A 16803-nucleotide genomic window follows, 5' to 3' on the forward strand; every position below is an offset into this window, starting at 1 on the left:
GCCGCGCCGATGAACGGCCGGGCCGCAAGGCCCGGCCGTTTTCATTTGGGCCCTGGCTCCCCGCCGTCCCGGCGATCTGCTTCCACGCCGTCCCGGCGATGAGTGTCCACCCCGTCCCGGCGATTTACCTCCACGCCGTCCCGGCGATGCGCCATCTCGAGCGAGACCAGCCGCGCCAGCAGGATGGCGAGGTAGAGCTGGCCGATCAGCGCCTCCAGGATGGCCAGCGAGCGCGCGGCGGGATGCACCGGCACGATGTCGCCATAGCCGGTCGTGGTGAGGGTGACGAAGCTGAAGAACAGGTAGCTCGCGACCCGCCCGCCCGCCTCGCTCGGGGCGCCGTGATGGAGGAAGGCGTCCGGGACGAGCCCGTGCACCAGGTCATAGAGGCAGGCGAAGATGAGGCCGAGCAGAAGATAGCCGGCGATCGCCCCCTCGATCCGGCGGATGGTGATGCGCCCGGCCCCGACGACCTGCATGAGGATCGCCGCCATCAGCACGCCCAGCGCCAGTCCCGCCGCCGCGGCAGCGATCAGGCCGGGCTGCCCGCCGGCCGGACCAAGCGCCAGCCCCTGCAGCCCGGCCCCGCTCAACAGCGCGGCGATGATGAGGTGCCGGCCGCGATGGGCCGCCGAATCGAGGCAGAACAGGCCGGCGAGGATCACGACCTGCAGCCCGATGGCCATGGAAAACCCGGGGAGCAAGTCCAGCTCGACCAGCGGCTGGACCACCAGGATCAGCAGGACCAGCGCCAGCAGCAGCGGGTGCAGCGCGTTCTCGCCGCGCGGCAGCACCCGCCTCATCGCGCGCCCCGCGAAACCCTCAGCCGAAGAAGAGGTAGAGGGCCACCAGCAGGACGACCGTGGCGCCGATGCCCCATTTGGACGCGGTCATGAAGCCGTCATACATCGCTCGGCGCTCGCCCATGATGTCTTCGGCCTTCACTTCGACCATCTCGATGCTCATCGGCTGTTCGGCCATGCTTCCCGTTCCTCAGTCTCGTGGCGCTTGTGTAGAAACTGCCGCGCCGGCCGGCAAGGGGTTCACCAGGCGCCCGCGCGCATCGGCCGCCGCCACATACGCGCGGCCGTCCCTCACCCGAACGCGCCCCGCCGCGAGCCAGGCGAGGGCGGCCGGATAAAGCCGGTGCTCCTGCTCCAGCACGCGCGCGGCCAGGCTCTCCTCCGTGTCGTGCATCTGCACGGGCACGGCGGCCTGCGCCAGGATCGGCCCCTCATCCACGCCGGCACTGACCAGATGCACCGTGCAGCCATGCAGCCTGACGCCGCCCGCCAGCGCGCGCGCATGGGTGTCGAGGCCCGGGAAGCTCGGCAGCAGCGAAGGGTGGATGTTGATCATCCGCCCCTCCCACGCGGCGACAAAGCCCGGGGTCAGCACGCGCATGAAGCCCGCCAGCGCCAGGATCTCGATCCCCTCCCGCGCCAGCACGGCGGAGAGTTCCGCCTCGAAATCCTCGCGCGTGCGGCCCCGGCTCGGCACCACCAGCGCGGGTGCGCCCATGTCCCGCGCACGATCCAGCCCGCCCGCATCGGCCCGGTTGGAGATGACGAGGGCGATGTCCGCCGGATAGTCGGGATGCGCCGCCGCCTCCAGCAGGGCCACCATGTTGGAGCCCCGGCCGGAGATGAGGATGGCGACGCGCGGCCGGCTCACAGCCCGAGCGAGCCTTGCATCGTGACTTCCGCCTCGCCCGTCGCCGCGACCAGCCGGCCCACGCGGAACGCCGCCTCGCCCGAGGCCGTGAGGTGCGAGAGCACCGTCTCCGCATCCGCCTCGGCCACCACGCAGACCATGCCGAGCCCGCAATTGAAGACGCGCAGCATCTCGGCCTCCGCCACGCCGCCCGCCCTGGCCAGCCAGGAGAACACCGGCGGCACCGGCCAGGAGCCGGCCACGACCTCCGCACCCACACCCTCGGGCAGGACGCGCGGCAGGTTGCCCGGCAGGCCGCCGCCCGTGATGTGGGCCGCCGCCTTGAGCAGCCCCGCGCGGTGCAGCGCGAGGAGCGGCTTCACATAGATGCGCGTCGGCGCCAGCAGCGCCTCGCCCAGGCTCATCCCCGGCGCGAAGGGCGCGTCATCGGTGAGCGCCAGCCCCGCGGCCGCGATCACCCGCCGCACCAGCGAAAACCCGTTGGAATGCACGCCCGAGGAGCCGAGGCCGATCAGCACATCGCCCGGCCCCACCTGCTTCGGCAGCAGCGCGCCGCGCTCGGCCGCGCCCACCGAGAAGCCGGCCAGGTCATAATCGCCGCCGTGATACATGCCCGGCATCTCGGCCGTCTCGCCGCCCACCAGCGCGCAGCCCGCCTGCCGGCAGCCCTCGGCGATGCCCGAGACCACCTCGGCCGCCTGCGCCACATCGAGCTTGCCGGTCGCGAAATAGTCCAGGAAGAAGAGCGGCTCGCCCCCCTGCACGATCAGGTCGTTCACGCACATGGCGACGAGGTCGATGCCGACCTTGCCATGGATGCCCGCCTCGATGGCGAGCCGCAGCTTCGTGCCCACGCCGTCGGTGGAGGAGATCAGCACCGGGTCGGTGAAGCCCGCCGCCTTGAGGTCGAACAGCGCGCCGAAGCCGCCGAGGCCCCCCATGCTGCCGGCCCGGTTGGTGCTGCGGGCGAGCGGCTTGATGCGCTCCACCAGCGCGTCGCCGGCCTCGATATCCACCCCGGCGGCGGCATAGGTCAGGCCCTGCGTGGGGGCCTCCGGCTTCTCGGAACTGTTCAGGGTCGCCTCCGATGGGCTACACGAAAAAGGGTGCGATGAGGATGGGATAGATGGTCAGGGCCGCCGCGACAATCCGACAGCTTTGGGCGGCCCTCGTCCTGGCCCTGTTTTGCGCGGCCCCGGCCTTCACGCCTGCCCTGGCCCAGGACAACCCCCTGGTCCAGCGCGGCGTCCCCGCCGAGGCCACGGCCGAGAATGCCGTCCTGGCGCGGGACCGCGCCCATGCCAGCGCCCGCCGCATCGCCTGGCAACGCCTGCTGGAGCAGACCGGGGCGGCCGGCGGCCCCACCCCGCCCGACTCGCAGCTCGAGAACATGGTCGCGGCCCTCATCGTGGAAGAGGAGCGCACCACGCCCACCCGCTATTCCGGGCGGCTCACCGTGCAGTTCAACCCAGGGCTCGTCGCCTCCACCACCGGGCGCAGCTTCACGCCGCCCGCGGGCGGCGGCCTCGCGCTCAACATCCCCATGGCCGCGCAATCCTTCATGGAGGCGAGCAGCCAGCACAGCTCGCTCGCCGAATGGCTCGAGCTGCGCCGCCGCCTGCGCGCCTCGGGCAGCGTGGCCAGCATGGAGATCATCTCGCTCAGCATGGAGGCGGCGCGCTTCCGCCTCGGCCTGCGCCAGCCGGCGGCCGAGGCCGCGACGGCGATGAGCGGTGTCGGCCTCGTCGTCACCAACAATGGGGCCAACTGGCAGGTCGCGCTGGGGGCGGGCGGCTGAACCCGCGCCCGGCATGAGCGAAAGCCCGCCACCGCAGGTCCTTCTGACGCTGCCCAACGTGATCACGCTCGCGCGGCTCTTCGCCGTGCCGGGCACCATCTGGCTCATCCTGCAGCACCGGCTGGACCATGCCTTCCTGCTCTTCCTCGCCGCCGGCATCTCGGATGCGCTGGATGGCTGGCTGGCCCGCGTCCGCAACGCGCGCTCGGCCATCGGCGCCCTGCTCGACCCGGTGGCGGACAAGGCGCTGCTGGTCAGCGTCTATGTGACGCTGGCGGCCATCGGCGTGCTGCCCGACTGGCTCGCCATCCTCGTCGTCTTCCGCGATCTCGTGATCGTGGGCGGGGTCACGCTGCTCTGGATGGTGGGCAACCGCCCGCCCATCAGGCCGCTCTGGATCTCCAAGCTCAACACGCTGCTGCAGATCGCGCTCGCGGCGCTGGCCCTCTTCATCCATGGCTTCGCGGTGCCGATGGAGACGGCCATCACGCTGCTGATCTGGCTGGTCGCGGCCAGCACGGCGGCCTCGGGCATCGCCTATGTCATCCAGGCCGCGCGCCGCATGCCGGCATGAGCGACCTCATCCCCGCCCCCGGCCGCGGCCGGCCCGGCCCGATGGTCGCCACGCGTCGCCAGCGCGCCATGCTGAGCCTCGGCGTGCTGGCGGCGCTGGTCTCCGCCTTCTGGCTCTTCTCCGGGATCCTCACGCCCTTCGTGCTGGCCATCTGCATCGCCTATTTCCTCGACCCGCTGGCCACCCGCCTCGCGCGGATCGGCGTGCCGCGCGGCGTGGCCGCCATGGCGCTGGTCTTCCTCCTGCTGCTGCTCTGCCTTCTGGCCCTGCTGCTGCTCTATCCGCTCATCATCGCGCAGATCGGCATCCTGCTGGCCCGGCTGCCCGGCTATGTCGCCACCATCAATGCCGGCCTGCGCGACTTCCTGCTCTCGCTGGAAGAGGCCGCGGGCCCCGAGATGGTGGATGCCCGCCTGCGCGAGCTCATCATCGGCCAGGCGGGCGCCATGGTGAGCTGGCTCGGCACCGCCGCGACACGGCTCATCGGCGGCGGCTTCGCGCTGTTCAACGTCTTCACGCTGGCCATCGTCACCCCCGTCGTCAGCTTCTACCTGCTGCGCGACTGGCCGGGCATCATGGCGCGGATGGAGAGCTGGCTGCCCCGCCGCTCCGCCGCCTCGCTGCGGCAACTGGCGCGCGACATGGACCGCGTGCTCTCCGCCTGGCTGCGCGGCCAATTGCTCTGCTGCCTGGCGCTGGGCGTCTTCTATGCCAGCGCGCTATCGCTGATCGGCCTCGAGCTCGGGCTGATGATCGGGCTGATCTCAGGCTTCCTCTCCTTCATCCCCTATGTCGGCTCCTTCACCGGCTTCGCGCTGGCGGTGCTGCTGGCCATCGGCCAATGGGGCGACTGGAACGGCGTGCTGCTGGTGATGGCGGTCTTCGTCACGGGCCAGGTGCTGGAGGCCTACATCATCTATCCCCGCCTGATCGGGGACCGCGTGGAGCTGCACGCCGTCTGGGTGATCTTCGCGCTCTTCGCCGGCGGCGTCGCCTTCGGCTTCCTCGGCGTGCTGCTGGCCGTGCCGATCGCCGCGGCCATCGGCGTGCTGGCCCGCCACTGGCTGCGCCGCTACCTGGAAAGCCCGCTCTACCTCGACCCGCCGAGGACGGGATTGTGACGCAGCCCGCCACGCCCTCGGAGAATCCGGCCGCAACGCGGCCGGCGCGCCCAGACCGCGTTCGCCACCGACGCGCCCTCGGCGGCGCGAAGCCCAGCCGGCGGAGCCGGCGCCCGGCGCCTGAGGGGCACGCACAAGCTCATTCGGCCGCGACGCGGCCGGCGCGCCCAAACCGCGTTCGCCACCGACGCGCCCTCGGCGGCGCGAAGCCCAGCCGGCGGAGCAGGCGACCGGCGCCTGAGGGGCACGCACAAGCTCATCCGGCCGCAACGCGGCCGGCGCGCCCAGACCGCGCCTCCCATCCGCGCAACCGCGGCGGCGCGAAGCCCAGCCGGCGGAGCCGGCGCCCGGCGCCTGAGGGACACACACAAGCTCATCCGGCCGCAACGCGGCCGGCGCGCCCAGACCGCGCCTCCCATCCGCGCAACCGCGGCGGCGCGAAGCCCAGCCGGCGGAGCCGGCGCCCGGCGCCTGAGGGCGGCAAAAAATGACGCAGCTCGCGCTCCCGATGGAGGCCGCCCCCTCCTACGCCGCAGCCGATTTCGTGCCCGATGCCAGCAATGAGGAGGCGCTGCGCTGGCTCTCCGCGCCGGATCGCTGGCCCGATGGCCGCCTGCTGCTCGCCGGCCCGCCCGGCACCGGCAAGACGCATCTGCTGCACGCCACCGCCCAGGCCGAGGGCTGGACGCTGCTGCGCGGCCCGGATCTGCGCGGCCTGCCCGAGGCGCCGCAGCGCGGCGTGGCCCTGGACGACGCCGACCTCCCCGGCGAGGAAGCCGCCCTGTTCCACCTGATCAACGCCTGCGCCGAGGCCCGGCTGCCCCTGCTCATGGCCGCCGCCCGCCCGCCCTCGCGCTGGCGCGTGGCCCTGCCCGACCTCCGCTCCCGCCTCGCCGCCACCGCCGTGGCCCTCCTGGACGAGCCCACGGATGCGCTGCTGGACGCGCTGCTCGCCAAGCACCTGGCCGACCGCCAGATCACGCTGGACCCTGTGCTGCGCCTCACGCTCCGCCGCCGCCTGCCCCGCCGCGCCGCCGTGATGGCGGAAGCCGTGGCGCGGCTCGACCGCGCCTCGCTGGCCGCCGGGCGGCGGCTCACCCGCGCCGCCTCGCTCGCCGTCCTCGCCCCGCTCATGGATGACGGTTCGGAGACATCCGACGCGGAACCCGTGCCCCCCGGCGCGGCCTTGCTATAGGCTCACCGGATGTCCACCGCCGAAGCCCTGACCATCCCCCAGCCGCTCACCGATCCGGGCCGCTTCTTCAACCGGGAGCTCTCCTGGCTGGACTTCAACACCCGCGTGCTGGAGGAGGCCGCGAACCCCCAGCACCCGCTGCTGGAGCGGCTGCGCTTCGTCGCCATCTCCGGCTCCAATCTCGACGAATTCTATTCCGTCCGCGTCGCCGGCCTGGTGGGCCAGGAGCGCGAGGGCGTGCAGGCGGTGACGCCAGACGGCCTGACGCCCACCCAGCAGCTCGCCGCCATCCAGGCGCGCGGTGCGACGCTGATCGAGGGCCAGCAGGAGGCCTGGCGCACGCTGCGCCACCTGCTCCGCCCCGCGGGCTTCGCCGTGCTCGACGCCGATGAGCTGCAGCCCGTGGATGTCGCCTGGCTGGAGCACTACTTCCTCGAGCGCATCTTCCCGCTCATCACGCCGCTCGCGGTGGACCCCGCACACCCCTTCCCCTTCATCTCCAACCTCGCCCTCTGCATGGTGCTGAAGCTGGTGCGGGAGGAGGATGGCGGCACCATGCGGGCGCTGATCAACCTGCCGCCCCAGGTGGACCGCTTCATCCGCATGCCCGCCGGCGCCGATGGCGGCATCCGCTTCCTCGTGCTGGAGGATGTGGTGGCGCTGAACCTGCACCACCTCTTCCCGGGCTTCATCCCGGCCGAGCGCGGCCTGTTCCGCCTGATCCGCGACACCGATGTGGAGTTCGAGGAAGAGGCTGAGGACCTGGTCCGCAGCTACGAGACCGCACTCAAGCGCCGCCGCCGTGGCCGCGCCATCCGCCTCGCCGTGGATGCGCGCATGCCGTCGGACATGATCGACTTCGTCGCCGAGGAGCTGGACGCCGACCGTGCGGCCGTCTTCACCGTGGATGGGCTGCTGGGTGTGGCCGACCTCAAGGCGCTGATCGTGGATGACCGGCCGGACCTGCTGTTTACGCCCTACACGCCCCGCTTCCCCGAACGCATCCTGGATTTCGGCGGCGACTGCTTCGCCGCCATCCGCGCCAAGGACATCGTGGTCCACCACCCCTATGAGAGCTTCGACGTGGTGGTGCAGTTCCTGCGGCAGGCGGCGCGCGATCCGAATGTGGTCGGCATCAAGCAGACGCTCTACCGCACGAGCCGCGACAGCCCCATCGCCCGCGCCCTGATCGAGGCGGCGGAGGCCGGCAAATCCGTCACCGCCATGGTGGAGCTGAAGGCCCGCTTCGACGAGGAGCGCAACATCTCCATCGCGCGCGAGCTGGAAGCGGCCGGCGTGCAGGTGGTCTATGGCTTCGTGGAGCTCAAGACCCACGCCAAGATCAGCCTCGTCATCCGGCGCGAGGGGGCCACGCTGCGCAGCTACGCGCATTTCGGCACGGGCAACTACCACCCGATCACCGCGCGCATCTACACCGACCTCAGCTTCTTCACGGCCGACCCGATCCTGACGCGCGATGCTTCGAAGCTCTTCAACTACATGACCGGCTATGCCCGGCCCGAGGCGATGGAGCGCCTGGCCTTCGCGCCGCTCACCATCCGTCCCTCGCTGATGGGGCTCATCGAGCAGGAGATCGCCTTCGCCATGGGCGGCAAGCCGGGCGGCATCTGGCTCAAGATGAACAGCCTGGTGGACAACGAGCTGATCGACGCGCTCTACCGCGCGAGCCAGGCGGGGGTGCGCGTCGAATGCGTGGTGCGCGGCATCTGCTGCCTGCGCCCGGGCGTGCCCGGCCTCTCCGAGAATATCCGCGTGAAGAGCATCGTGGGCCGCTTCCTGGAGCATTCCCGGATCTACTGCTTCGGCAATGGCCACCGCCTGCCGTCCCGCCGCGCGCGCGTCTTCATCTCCTCCGCCGACTGGATGGCGCGCAACATGGACTGGCGCGTGGAGACCATGGTGCCGGTCGAGAATGCCACCGTGCATGCCCAGGTGCTGGACCAGATCATGGTGGTGAACCTGCGCGACGCGGCGCAGAGCTGGGACCTGGAGCCGGACGGCAGCTGGCGCCGCCGCACCCCCGATCCGCGCCAGTTCTCGGCGCATGAGTATTTCATGACCAACCCCTCCCTCTCCGGCCGGGGCAGCGCGCTCCACGCGCCCAAGCCCCGCCAGCCCGCGCGCCGCCCCAAGACGGACCGACTGCATCAGGATTGAATGTGATGGCGACTTCGCCCCAGCACCCGCCGCGTTTCGGCGTGGTGGATCTCGGCTCCAACTCGGTGCGCCTCGTCGTCTATGAGGGGCTGCTGCGCAACCCGCATGCGATCTTCAACGAGAAGGCGGTCCTCGGCCTGGGCCGCGGCCTGCACAGCACGGGCCGGCTGAACGAGGAGGCCGCGGCGCAGACGCTGACCGTGCTGGGCCGCTACCACGCGCTGGCGCAAGGCATGGGCGCCGATCCGGTGGAGGTGCTGGCCACCGCCGCGGTGCGGGATGCGACGAACGGCCCGGAATTCATGGCGGGCCTCGCGCAGGTGATGCCGGGTGCGCGCATCACCATCCTCTCGGGCGATGAGGAGGCGCGCTTCTCGGCAGAGGGCCTGCTGCTCGGCGTGCCCCAGGCCGATGGCGTGCTGGGCGATCTGGGCGGCGGTTCGCTGGAGCTCGTGCGCCTCGTGCAGGGGCGCATCATGGAGACGGCGTCGCTGCCGCTCGGCACCATCCGCCTCGCCGACCGCGCGGAGGGCGACATCGCCCGCGCGCGCAGCATCGCCGAGGCCGAATTGAAGCGCGTGCCCTGGCTGGGCGCGACGCCGGTGAAGGATCTGTTCCTGGTGGGCGGCACCTTCCGGGCGCTCGCGCGCATCCATATCGCGCAGACCGGCTATCCGCTCTCCATCGTGCATCACTATGCGATCCGGCGTGAGGAGGCGCGCGACCTCGCGGGTGTCGTCATGAACGCGCCGCGCAAATCGCTCGAGCGCATGCCCGCCGCCCCCACCAAGCGCGTGGGGGACCTCCCCTTCGCCGCCGTGGTGATGCGCCGCCTGCTGCGCAGCTCCGGCGCGGCGCGCGTCGTCTTCTCGGCCAACGGCCTGCGTGAGGGCTGGTATGGCCGTCGCCTGCACGCGGCCGAGCGCGCGCGCGACCCGCTGCTGGCGGCCGCCCAGGAGATCGGCCTCCGCCTCGGCCGCGATTCGGGCCTGCCGCCCGCCGTGCTGCGCTGGACCGAGCCGCTGGTCGAGGAGGGCGACACCGAACCGGCGCTGCGCGTCGCCGCCTGCTGGATCAGCGACAGCGGCGCGCTGGACCATCCCGAATACCGCGCCGAACAGGCCTTTTTCCGCCTGCTGCGCCTGCATGGCGTGGGCCTGGATCACCACGCCCGCGCCTTCCTCGCCCTCGTCGCCGCGCTCCGCTACGAGGCCGATCCGCAGGCGCCCTGGCTCGCGCCCGCGCGGCTGCTGCTCTCCGCCGCCTCGGTCCGCCGCGCGGAGATCCTGGGGGCCGCGCTGCGCCTCGCCTATACGCTCTCGGGCGGCGTGCCCTCCCTGCTCGATGCCACGCAGCTCGAACGCCGCGGCCGGCGGCTGGTGCTGCGGCTGGAGCAGGGGGCGGGCGTCTTCGCCGGCGAAAGCGTGCTGCGCCGGCTGGAGGTGCTGGCCCTGGCCCTCGGCCTGGACCCATCGCTGGAAGTCGCCTGACCAATTTTGCGGCATGACGCCGTGATTCAGGGCGATTTCACTCGGCATCCGGGCGGATTCGCCTCATTCGCGCGCATTTTATTGCATCGGGCGCCGCGCGCACCGGGCTAACTCCCTCCGACACCCGGAGGGTTGTGCATGCTGCGTCGGTTCGAGGCCCTGCCTGGCCCCTTCACCTTCGAGCCCGCGCGCACGGCCACGCTCCTCATCGACATGCAGCGCGACTTCCTGGAGCCAGGTGGCTTCGGCGCCGCACTCGGCAATGACGTCACGCGCCTGCATTCCGCCATCGCCCCCTGCGCCGCGATGCTGGCGGCGAGCCGCGCCGCCGGCCTGCTGGTCATCCACACGCGCGAGGGCCACCGCCCCGACCTCACGGATTGCCCGCCCGCGAAACTCACCCGCAGCCCGCCCGGGATGCGCATCGGCGACCCCGGCCCCATGGGCCGGATCCTCGTGCGCGGCGAGGCGGGCCACGACATCATCCCCGAACTCGCGCCGCGCCCCGGCGAGATCGTGCTCGACAAGCCCGGCAAGGGCGCCTTCTGGGCGACCGACCTCGAACCCATCCTCCGGCATCGCGGCATCGAGGCGCTGCTGGTGGCGGGTGTGACCACCGAGGTCTGCGTCAGCACGACGGTGCGCGAGGCCAATGACCGCGGCTTCCGCTGCGCCGTCATCGGCGATGCCTGCGCCTCCTACTTCCCCGAATTCCACGCAGCGGCGCTCGCGATGATCCACGCCCAAGGCGGGATCTTCGGCTGGGTCGCCACATCGGATTCCGCCATCGCAGCCCTGAGGACCACGCCATGATGCGCACGCAACTCTGGACGCCGGGCGACTGGAACGCCCTCTTCGGCTTCGGCACCAACATCCTGGTGAATTTGCTGGTGCTGACGGGCCTGCTGCGCTTCGTGGTCGGCATGCCGGATGAGATCGTCTTCGGCCGCATCCTGCCGGCCGCCGGCCTCATGATGTTCCTCTCCACCGGCTACTATGCCTATCTCGGCTGGCGCCTGATGAAGGAGACGGGGCGCTCGGATGTCTGCGCGCTGCCTTCCGGCATCTCGGTCCCGCACATGTTCGTCGTCTGCCTCGTCATCATGATGCCCATCGCGCGGATGACGGGCGATCCGATCAAGGGGTGGGAGGCCGGACTCACCTGGGTCTTCATCCAGAGCTTCGTGCTGATCTTCGGCGCGCATGCCGCCCCCTGGATCCGCCGCATCACGCCGCGCGCGGCGCTGCTGGGCACGCTGGCGGGCGTCTCCGTCACCTTCATCGCCATGCGCCCGGCGCTGGAGATGTTCATGACGCCGATCCTCGGCCTCATCTGCTTCGCGGTGATCCTCGTCGCCTGGTTCGGCGGCTTCCGCTATCCGCGCAACATCCCCGCGGGCCTCGTCGCCATCGCCTTCGGCCTCATCATCGCCTGGGGCGCGGCCGCGATCGGCCTCGGCCTCGGCGGCGTGGGGCTGACCGCGCTCGGCGCCTCCTTCAGCCAATTGGGCCTGCACATCCCCATCCCGGCGATCGGGCATGTCTTCGGCGGGTTCGAGTTCATCGGCCTCATCCTGGTCACCGCCATTCCCTTCGGCATCTATGACCTCGTCGAGGCGCTGGACAATGTGGAGAGCGCGGAGGCCGCGGGCGACCACTACCCCACGACGCGCGTGCTGACGGCCGATGGCGTGGTCAGCCTGATCGGGTGCTGCATGGGCAACCCCTTCATCAACGCGGTCTACATCGGCCACCCCGGCTGGAAATCCATGGGCGGGCGCATCGGCTATTCGGCCGCGACCGGCGTGGCCGTGCTGGTCTTCACCTGGCTCGGCATCGCCTCCGTGCTGCTGGCCCTGGTGCCCGTCGTCGCGATCGCGCCCATCCTGCTCTACATCGGCATGCTGATCGGCGCGCAGGCCTTCCAGGAGGTGCCGAAGGGCCACGCGCCGGCCGTGGTGCTGGCCCTCACCCCACACCTCGCCCATTGGGCGAAGACGCTGATCGATGGCGCGCTGGGGGCCGCCGGCACCAATGCGGCCGCCGTCGGCATGGACAAGCTGATCGGCATGGGCGTGCTCTATCCCGGCCTCGCCGTGATGGGCGAGGGCGCGATCCTGGGCGGGCTCGTGCTCGGCGCCATCGCCGTCTTCATCATCGAGCGCGACTATGTGAAGGCCTCGGGCTTCGCCGCCGCCGGCGCGGTGATGACCTTCTTCGGCCTGATGCATGGGCCTGCGGTGGGCTTCGCGGTGACGCCCGCGCTGGCCTTCGCCTACCTGATGGTCGCCGCCTTCCTCATGGCCTGCGCTCGGCAGGAGGGGCAGGCGCCGGCCTGGGTGGAGGATCTCGTCAGCAAGGCGAAGGCGAAGCTCAAGCCCGCGCCCAAGGCCGAGGCTACGGCCGGAACACCGCCAGCAGCACCGTCAGCGTGAGGACCGAAAGCAGCGTCGAGACCAGGACGGAGGCGCCCGAGGCCTCCGTCCCCACCGCATAGCGCCGCGCCAGCAGGAAGGCATTGGCGCCGGTCGGCAGGGCGGCCGTCACCGTAGCCACCGCGATCTCCAGTTCCGAAAGGCCCATCGCCGCCGTGATGGCCCAGACCAGCAGCGGCAGCGCCACGAGCTTGAGCGACACCGTCACCGACATCTGCTTCCACGCATGCCGCGCATCGAAGCCGCGCAGGCTGCCGCCCAGGCAGAAGAGCGCGACCGGCGGCGAGGCGGCGCCCAGCAATTCCAGCGTGCGCCGCGCGGCCCCCGGCACGGGCAGATGCAGCGTGCTCCAGAGCATGGCGAGGATCACCGCCATCACCACCGGATTGCGCGCCACCCCCAGCAGCGTGGTCTTCAGCAGCCGCCACGGCGCCGCACGCTCATTCTGCCCGATCTCAGCCACCACGGTCGCGGCGCCGAGCAGCACCATGGAATGCAGCGCCAGGATGGTCAGCAGGATGGAGAGCCCCGGCGTGCCGAAGGCGGCGAGGATGAGCGGAATGCCCATCATCACCGTGTTGCCGTAGCTGACATCGAGCGCCAGCATCCCGCCGGCGGCGAGCCCCATCCCCGCGCGCCGCGCCCCCCAGAGCACCACGGCATAAAGCAGCCCCGCCGCCAGGAAATAGGCGAGTGCCGCGGCACCCCCGCCCTGATGCCCCACCGTGCCGCTGGCAAACAGCAGCGCGGGGGCCGCCAGCGAGAAGGCGAAGATGTTCAGCCCCTTGAAGCCCGCCGCATCCACGATGTTGCGCGCCGCGCAGAAATACCCCGCCGCGATGATGGCGAAGATCGGCGCCACCACCTCGATCAGGACGAGGAAGGCCTCCCTCACGCGGGGCCGAGCAGCGTGGCGGCAAACCCGGGCAGCCAGGGCTGGCGGCTGCGATGCGTGCGCGCCGCATGCAGGATGGCGCGCACGGCGGCGACCGTCGCCGAGAAATCCTCGTTCACCAGCACATGGTCGAACTCGTCCCAATGGGCGAGCTCGGTGCGGGCGGCCTTCATGCGCTTCGCGATCTCCTCGTCGCTGTCCTGGTTGCGGCCGCGCAGGCGGCGCTCCAACTCCTCGATCGAGGGCGGCAGCAGGAAGATGCCCACCACATCCTGCGCCATCTTCGCGCGCAGCTGGCGGTGCCCCTGCCATTCGATGTCGAAGAGCACATCCCGCCCCGCGCTCAGCGCGGCCTCCACCGCCGCGCGCGGCGTGCCGTAGGAACGGCCGAGGAAGCTGGCATGCTCCAGCAGCTCATCGGCCGCGACCATGGCCGCGAATTGCTCGGGCGTGCGGAAGAAGTAGTGCACGCCCTCCTCCTCGCCCGGGCGCGGCGCGCGCGTGGTGGCGCTGACGGAGAGCGAGAGTTCCGGCTCGGTCTTCAGCAATTCGCGCGAGACGCTGGTCTTGCCGCCGCCGGGCGCGGACGCCAGCACCAGGCAAACTCCACGGCGTGGCATTTCGCCCGGCCGATTCACGCTTCGCGCCGCTTCGCGATCGGACGGGGCATCACTCAACATTGGCCGCCTGCTCCCGCAGCCGCTCGATGGCGGCCTTCAATTCCAGCCCGATCCGCGTGAGCGCGACACTGGCCGATTTGCTGCACAGCGTATTCGCCTCGCGCACGAATTCCTGCACGAGGAAATCGAGCTTGCGCCCCGCCCCCTCGCCTTCCGCCACCAGCGCCCGCGCGGCGGCGAGATGCGCGCCCAGCCGATCCAATTCCTCGCGCACATCGGATTTGGCGGCGAGCAGCGCCACCTCCTGCACCAGGCGATCTTCGGAGAAGCGCGCGCGCCCCGCCTCGCCCAGCAGCGCGTCCAGGCTTTCCATCAGCTTCGCGCGCTGCGCGGCCGGCTGCGTCGCGGCCTCGGTCGCCGCGGCCGCGCAGAGCGCCTCGATCTCATCCAGCAGCGCCGTGAGGATCCCGGCCAGCCGTGCCCCCTCCGCCGCGCGCGACTCCCACAGCGCCGCCAGCGCGCGCTGGAAGGCGGCGAGCAAGGCGCTGCGCCGCGCCTCCTCCTCCGCCTCGCTCGGCTCGGTCTGTTCGGCGCGGAAGATGCCGGGCAGCGCCAGCAGCGCCTCCGCGCGCGGCGTCTCCGTGCCGAGCCGCGCGGCGAGGCCCTGCGCCAGCTCCACCATGCGGTCGAGTGCCGCCATGTCGGGCGAGAGCGGCGCGCGCCCCTCCTGCTTGAGCGTGAGCCCGATCTGCACATTGCCGCGCTTGAAGCGTTTCGCGGCCGCCTCGCGCGCCGGGCCTTCCAGCGCATCGAGGCCCGGCGGCAGGCGAAAGCGCAGCTCCAGCCCGCGCCCATTCACCGATTTCATCTCCCAGGCGAAGGCGGTGCCATCGCCCAGGAATCCGGCCTCGCGCGCGAAGCCCGTCATGCTGCACAAGCGTTGGGTCATGTGCGCTTGTCCTCCGCGCGCGCGGACCTGTCCAGGGCGGCCTAGCCTTCCGGAAGCAGCCCCCACCGCCCGGCCAGCAGCACCATCGCCTCCATCATCATGTGCCCGCAGAGCGAGGCCGCCATCCCCTGCACGTCATGCCCCGGGCTCACCGTGTTGAAATCCATCGCCACGATGTTGAGGCCGTGAAGGCTCCGCATGAGCTCGATCCCCTCCCGCGCCGTCAGGCCGCCCCAGGAGGGCGTCGCCACGCCGGGTGCCACCGAAGGGTCGAACACATCCATGTCCCAGCACAGATAGAGCGGCCGGTCCGCCACCACCTCGCGGAATTCCGTCATGGCCTGCGCCGTGCCGCGCCGGATCAGATCCTCCGTGGTCAGCACGCGGAAACCCAGCTTGTCCGCATGCTTCAGCACGCCGCGCACGCCGGTAAAGCCGCGAATGCCGACATGCCAGGTGGAATTCGGGTCCACCAGACCCTCCTCCGCCGCATGCGTGAACTGGTTGGACGCATCGAACGGATCAGCCGGATTATACGGATAGGCATCGGTGTGGCTGTCCACATGCAGCGCCACCAGCCCCGGATGATGCCGCGCCGCCGCCCGCATCAGCGGCAGCGAGACCGAGCCATCGCCGCCGATGCCGATGGGCACGGCCCCCGCCTTCAGGATGGCATCCGCCGCCGCCTCGATCTTCGGATGGGCGTCCGCGATCTTGCCCGGCGTGATGCCCGCGACATCGCCGGCATCCACCGCGCCCAGCAGCGTGGGGATGTCCACATCGGCCAGCGTGGGATGGTGCCGCCGCGTCAGGCCCGATTGCGCGCGCACGCTGGCCGGCCCCTCGCGGCTGCCGATGCGGAAGGGGTGGATGCCGCAGTCAAACGGCACGCCGAGGATCGCCACGCGATTGCCCGGGCCCGGTGCGCCGGCGGGCATCCCCATGAAGGTCAAAGGCGGCGTGAAGAGGGGCGCATCGCCCATGGGTCCGGACCTCCGCGAAAGTTCCGGACAAGTCTTGTGCATCGCGGGAGGCTCGGTCAATCTCAAGCCAGACAGCAGGAGATGCGCCCGTGAGTTTCACCCCGAGCCGCCGTTCCCTCCTTCTCGCCGCGGGCCTGGGTTTGCCCGCCGGGATCGCCTCCGCGCAGTCATTGGACGCGATCCGCCAGCGCGGCACGCTGCGCATCGTCACCACCTCCGCCTCGCCACCGCATGGTTTCCTCGACCCCACGACGAACACGCTGCGCGGCATCATGTTCGAGGTGGGTGAATCCGTCGCGCGCCGCATCGGCGTGCGCGCCACCTTCTCCGAAGTGCCCTTCGGCAGCCTGATCGGCGAGATCACCTCCGGCCGCGCCGACCTCATGTCCGCGCCCCTCTTCATCACGCCGGCCCGGGCCGAGGTGCTGGATTTCTCCATCCCCATCTATGGCTGGGGCGAGGGCTTCGTCACGCGCGGCAACAACAACCGCGCCTATCCGGACCTCAACGCGCTCTCCGGCCAGAATGTCGGCGCGCAGGTCGGCACCGTGCAGCTCGAGATGCTGCGCGCCGTGCCCGGCATCCGCGAGGTGCGGACCTACCCGGATGCGCCCACCATGCTGCTGGACCTCCGCGCCGGCCGCATCGACGTGGCGCTGATCGACCCGCCCAGCATCGCCTATCAGCTTCGCGCGCGGCGGCTCACCGACCTCAAGCTCGTGCAGGGCTATACGCCGGTGAATCGCTGGCAGATCGGCATGGCCGTCGCCAAGGGGAATGCCACGCTGCTCGCCGCCGTGAACACGGCCGTCGCGGCGCTGAAGGCCGAGGGCGAGCTGCTGCGCATCCTCACCAGCTGGGACATCCCCGACACGCTGATCCCGTAACCCA

The 16803-nt window shown here is 71.2% G+C and carries 17 protein-coding genes; 9 read left to right on the plus strand and 8 right to left on the minus strand.

Annotated features, from left to right (window positions below; all coding sequences use genetic code 11):
- Positions 1-41: 41 nt before the first annotated feature.
- From ACQ860_RS07130 to purM, 4 genes are read right to left on the minus strand one after another with little or no spacing between them, the layout of a single operon-like run.
- Positions 42-803, minus strand: coding sequence for a potassium channel family protein (locus ACQ860_RS07130; protein WP_431302715.1), 762 nt, complete (start codon positions 801-803; stop codon positions 42-44).
- Between the two features lie 19 nt (positions 804-822).
- Positions 823-981: an aa3-type cytochrome c oxidase subunit IV gene (locus ACQ860_RS07135; RefSeq protein WP_431302716.1), complete on the minus strand. Its 159-nt coding sequence runs from the start codon at positions 979-981 to the stop codon at positions 823-825.
- 12 nt (positions 982-993) lie between these two features.
- Complete coding sequence (gene purN / locus ACQ860_RS07140; protein ID WP_431305732.1) at positions 994-1626, minus strand: phosphoribosylglycinamide formyltransferase; 633 nt, start codon at positions 1624-1626, stop codon at positions 994-996.
- Positions 1627-1670: 44 nt separating this feature from the next.
- A complete protein-coding gene (gene purM / locus ACQ860_RS07145) occupies positions 1671-2750 on the minus strand; it encodes a phosphoribosylformylglycinamidine cyclo-ligase (RefSeq protein ID WP_431305733.1) in 1080 nt (359 codons plus the stop codon).
- A 50-nt stretch (positions 2751-2800) separates the two neighbouring features.
- Between purM and ACQ860_RS07150 the strand changes: the two genes are divergently transcribed.
- The 8 genes from ACQ860_RS07150 (at position 2801) to ACQ860_RS07185 (ending at position 12465) form a co-directional block, all read left to right on the plus strand.
- Positions 2801-3472 carry a hypothetical protein gene (locus tag ACQ860_RS07150; protein ID WP_431302717.1) on the plus strand — a complete coding sequence of 224 codons (672 nt, stop codon included), beginning with the start codon at positions 2801-2803 and terminating at the stop codon, positions 3470-3472.
- Positions 3473-3485: 13 nt separating this feature from the next.
- Complete coding sequence (locus ACQ860_RS07155) at positions 3486-4046, plus strand: CDP-alcohol phosphatidyltransferase family protein (protein WP_431302718.1); 561 nt, start codon at positions 3486-3488, stop codon at positions 4044-4046.
- Positions 4043-5167, plus strand: a complete 1125-nt coding sequence (locus tag ACQ860_RS07160; RefSeq protein WP_431302719.1) for an AI-2E family transporter — start codon at positions 4043-4045, stop codon at positions 5165-5167. The genes ACQ860_RS07155 and ACQ860_RS07160 overlap by 4 nt, the downstream gene beginning before the upstream one ends.
- A gap of 487 nt (positions 5168-5654) precedes the next feature.
- Complete coding sequence (locus tag ACQ860_RS07165; protein ID WP_431302720.1) at positions 5655-6362, plus strand: chromosomal replication initiator DnaA; 708 nt, start codon at positions 5655-5657, stop codon at positions 6360-6362.
- Positions 6363-6371: 9 nt separating this feature from the next.
- The gene (locus ACQ860_RS07170; protein ID WP_431302721.1) at positions 6372-8540 is read left to right on the plus strand and encodes an RNA degradosome polyphosphate kinase; all 2169 of its coding nucleotides are present in this window, start codon (positions 6372-6374) and stop codon (positions 8538-8540) included.
- 5 nt (positions 8541-8545) lie between these two features.
- A complete protein-coding gene (locus ACQ860_RS07175) occupies positions 8546-10030 on the plus strand; it encodes a Ppx/GppA family phosphatase (RefSeq protein ID WP_431302722.1) in 1485 nt (494 codons plus the stop codon).
- 138 nt (positions 10031-10168) lie between these two features.
- Positions 10169-10843: a cysteine hydrolase family protein gene (locus ACQ860_RS07180; protein ID WP_431302723.1), complete on the plus strand. Its 675-nt coding sequence runs from the start codon at positions 10169-10171 to the stop codon at positions 10841-10843.
- Complete coding sequence (locus ACQ860_RS07185; protein ID WP_431302724.1) at positions 10840-12465, plus strand: hypothetical protein; 1626 nt, start codon at positions 10840-10842, stop codon at positions 12463-12465. Before ACQ860_RS07180 ends, ACQ860_RS07185 begins: the two co-directional genes overlap by 4 nt.
- On the opposite strand, the gene ACQ860_RS07190 is transcribed toward ACQ860_RS07185, so the two are convergent.
- Genes ACQ860_RS07190 through ACQ860_RS07205 form a run of 4 tightly spaced genes read right to left on the minus strand, consistent with a single transcriptional unit; the run spans position 12428 to position 15912 of the window.
- Entirely contained in the window at positions 12428-13360 is a 933-nt protein-coding gene (locus ACQ860_RS07190) for an AEC family transporter (RefSeq protein WP_431302725.1), read from the minus strand. The two genes, ACQ860_RS07185 and ACQ860_RS07190, sit on opposite strands and share 38 nt — an antisense overlap.
- Complete coding sequence (gene gmk, locus ACQ860_RS07195; protein ID WP_431302726.1) at positions 13357-13980, minus strand: guanylate kinase; 624 nt, start codon at positions 13978-13980, stop codon at positions 13357-13359. Before gmk ends, ACQ860_RS07190 begins: the two co-directional genes overlap by 4 nt.
- A 49-nt stretch (positions 13981-14029) precedes the next feature.
- A complete protein-coding gene (locus tag ACQ860_RS07200) occupies positions 14030-14929 on the minus strand; it encodes a YicC/YloC family endoribonuclease (protein WP_431302727.1) in 900 nt (299 codons plus the stop codon).
- Positions 14930-14970: 41 nt separating this feature from the next.
- Positions 14971-15912, minus strand: coding sequence for an arginase family protein (locus ACQ860_RS07205; protein WP_431302728.1), 942 nt, complete (start codon positions 15910-15912; stop codon positions 14971-14973).
- A gap of 89 nt (positions 15913-16001) precedes the next feature.
- On the opposite strand from ACQ860_RS07205, the gene ACQ860_RS07210 reads away from it, so the two are divergent.
- Positions 16002-16799 carry an ABC transporter substrate-binding protein gene (locus tag ACQ860_RS07210; RefSeq protein WP_431302729.1) on the plus strand — a complete coding sequence of 266 codons (798 nt, stop codon included), beginning with the start codon at positions 16002-16004 and terminating at the stop codon, positions 16797-16799.
- Positions 16800-16803: the final 4 nt, after the last annotated feature.

The sequence above is a fragment of the Sediminicoccus sp. BL-A-41-H5 genome (genome assembly GCF_050632405.1).
Classification (GTDB): Bacteria; Pseudomonadota; Alphaproteobacteria; order Acetobacterales; family Acetobacteraceae; genus Roseococcus.